At 72.1% G+C, this 3,007-nt stretch carries 3 protein-coding genes; 1 reads left to right on the top strand and 2 read right to left on the bottom strand.

The window, feature by feature from the left end; all coding sequences use genetic code 11:
* Positions 1 to 781, bottom strand: a 781-nt coding sequence (locus tag FL311_RS42375; RefSeq protein ID WP_141333281.1) for a LysR substrate-binding domain-containing protein, incomplete at its 3' end; no start/stop codon positions are given.
* 124 nt (positions 782 to 905) lie between these two features.
* On the opposite strand from FL311_RS42375, the gene FL311_RS42380 reads away from it, so the two are divergent.
* Complete coding sequence (locus FL311_RS42380) at positions 906 to 1,802, top strand: DMT family transporter (RefSeq protein ID WP_141333282.1); 897 nt, start codon at positions 906 to 908, stop codon at positions 1,800 to 1,802.
* A gap of 34 nt (positions 1,803 to 1,836) precedes the next feature.
* Here FL311_RS42380 and FL311_RS42385 read toward each other — a convergent pair whose 3' ends face one another.
* The gene (locus FL311_RS42385) at positions 1,837 to 2,700 is read right to left on the bottom strand and encodes a hypothetical protein (RefSeq protein ID WP_141333283.1); all 864 of its coding nucleotides are present in this window, start codon (positions 2,698 to 2,700) and stop codon (positions 1,837 to 1,839) included.
* Positions 2,701 to 3,007 lie beyond the last annotated feature (307 nt).

Below are 3,007 nucleotides of genomic sequence, written 5' to 3' on the forward strand. Positions count from 1 at the left end.
GCGCGGGGCCGGGCAGTCGCAGGAGGCTGCCGTCGGCGAGGAAGGTCTCGCAGACGCGCTCCCGGGCGAGCGCCGCGCCCAGGCCCCACACGGCGGCCTGCATCGCGTTGGTGGTGTCGCTGAACGTGTGGCGCACGTCCAGCGTGGCCCCGTGGACGTCCGCGGCGCGCAGCCAGTCCGGCCAGCTCTGCCGCGCCAGGTCCTCGACCAGGGGCAGCCGGGGGATGTCCGCGGGCGTGCGCACCGCGTCGACGCCGGGCAGGCGAGGGGAGGCCACCGGGAACATGGCGTCGGGCATCAGCGCGTGGGCGGTCATCCCGGGCCAGTGGCCCAGGCCGTAGCGGATGCCCAGGTCCGGGCCGCCCTCCTCGAAGCGCGACAGCGCCGTCTCCGAGTCGATGCGCACGCGCAGGCGGGGATGCTGGGCGTTGAAGTCCGCCAGCCGGGGCACCACCCACGTGTGCGCCAGGGAGTGCATGGTGGTCACGCGCACCAGGTGGCGCTCGCTCCGGGCGTCCGACAGCTCGCGCACCACGTCATGGATGTCCGTCAGCGCGCCGCTCGCCGCGTCCGCCAGCTGGCGCCCCTCCACGGTGAGCTCCACGCCGCGCGCGTGGCGCTGGAAGAGGGTGACGCCGAGCATCCCCTCCAGCTTGCGCACGTGGTGGCTGACGGCGCTGGCCGTCAGGTGCAGCTCCTGGCCCGCGCGGGCGAAGTTCTGGTGCCGCGCGGCCGCCTCGAAGGCCGCCAGGGCCGGCAGCCATGCCGTGGGAAGCGTCATGGGAGCCTCAAATCATACGCGCGGCTGACCTCAAAACCATGCGGTTGTGACTCCCGCGCCAGGGGCGCAGATAAGGGAGCGACCGGAGTCAGATTCGTGCCTCGCTCCACCTGGTGAACCGCCCATGACCACACCCTCGCTTGTCCGTCCCGTCGTCCCGACGTTGCCCGGTGCCTGGCTGACCTTCCTGGAGCTGGGCTTGCTGGGGGCCCTGTGGGGCTCGTCCTTCATGTTCATGCGCATCGCGGCGCCGGACTTCGGGCCCCTGCCGCTCGTGGCGGTGCGGCTGGTGCTGGGCGCGCTGGTGCTGTTGCCCCTGCTGCTGCGCGCGCGCGCCTCCATCACCCCGGCGCACTGGCCCAAGCTGGCGCTGGTGGGGACGCTCAACGCGGCGGTGCCCTTCGCGCTCTTCGCCTGGGCGGCGCAGCGGGTGCCCGCGGGCATCAGCGCCATCAGCAACAGCATGACGGTGCTCTTCACCGCGCTGGTGGCCTTCCTCTTCTACGGCGAGCGCATCGGCTCTCGCCGTGGGGTGGCGCTGGTGGTGGGCTTCGCGGGCGTGGTGGTGCTGGCCAGCGGGAAGATTGAAGGCGCCAGCCCCGGACTGGGCGTGGCCGCCGCGCTGACGGCCGCCTTCTTCTATGGCATCTCGGCGAACCTGGTGCGCCGGCACCTGCAGGGGGTGCCGGCGGGCGCCGTCGCGGCGGCGACGCTGGGCTGCGCGGCGCTCCTGACGCTGCCGTTCGCCATCGCGACCTGGCCCGTGCAGCCCATCCGGAGCGTGTCCTGGCTGTCGGCCGCGGCGCTGGGGATGCTCTGCACGGGGCTGGGCTACGCGATGTACTACCGGCTCATCCAGCGCATCGGCGCTTCCCGCGCCGTCACCGTCACCTACCTGTTGCCCCTGTTCGGCGTGGCCTGGGCGTGGCTCCTGCTCGGCGAGCCGGTGACGCTGTCCATGGCGGTCGCCGGCGCGCTCATCCTGGGCAGCGTCGCGCTGAGCCAGCGGCAGTCCGCGTGAGCGTGTACGCGGACCGCCGAGCCGACGACGGCGCTCAAGGACAGCCGGAGCTGACCTGGAGCGCGTCGTAGGCCATCCAGCCGTTGCGCTTGGTGCCGGTGGCCGCGATGACGTAGCCGTAGAGGAACTTCATCTCCCCCGACTGCTGGCGGTAGCGGCCCACGCTGTCCTGGACCCAGAGGGGGATGTCGATGGAGGGCACGCCGTGCTCGGTGGGCACGTCCAGGCGCTGGAACTTCGTGCCCGCGGGGAAGTGGTCCACCGCGGGGCCGCCCAGCGCCATGCCGGGCACGTTGAAGACCAGGTTGACGGAGCGCTGCCCGTTGGCGCGCACCAGCGGCAGGTAGTCTCCGGCGCGCTCGTGGGTGGCGTCGCTGTCGTAGACGACCTTCTTGAACTCGAGCACCGGGTCATGCGTGTTGCGCACGGCGTAGCAGCCCAGCTTCGCCAGCCCCGCGCCCAGGGCGGAGACATGGCCCACCTTCTGCTCGAAGGACGTGCGCCCCAGGATGCTGGAGATGGGCAGCCACCCCGCGCTCGAATTGGACGTGGAGACGGCGAACGCGTGCAGCTCCCCGGCGAAGGTGCGCGTCTGGCCGTAGTTGAAGGCGGCGCTCGAGCGCGTGTTGGTGCCCACCACGGTGCCGTTGCCGTCTCGGATGGGCACGCCCGTCACCAGCCCCCAGTTGTCGTCCGCCGGGTTGTTGGTGGGGACTCGGTTGCCCCCGCTCACCCGCAGCTTGCAGTTGTACGCGCTCACCAGACAGTACTCGCCGTTGACGCCGGAGAAGGCCGCCTGCTCGCGCGTCTGGAGCGCGCCGTCGTCGGGCTCCAGGCCCCCTCCACACGCGGTGACGAGCAGACCGAGGGATGCAATCGAGATGGTCGTGATTTTCATGCTTAGAATGAGAAAGCGACCAACGCGGACCCGTCAACGCGAGCCTCGTCGAGAGGCCGGAGGGCGAGCGAGGGATGTTGAGCCCCGGTCAGAGGGACGGGCGCCAACGCACCGCGTCCCGCGGTGCCGCGTCGAGGTACGCTGCCCGCGCGATGTCCCGCCACCCCGATGCCTTGCTCCCCGCGCGCCGCTTCCACGACGAGCCGCTCATCCTCATCCTCCGCCACCTGAAGGCGGGGCTCACGGAGGCGGGCCGGGTGCGCATCGAGGTGCCGGACCCGGACCTCGGGGCCGGGCGCTATCCGGG

It is taken from the genome of Myxococcus sp. AB025B, assembly GCF_006518215.1.
In the GTDB taxonomy this organism is placed as follows: Bacteria; Myxococcota; Myxococcia; order Myxococcales; family Myxococcaceae; genus Myxococcus; species Myxococcus fulvus.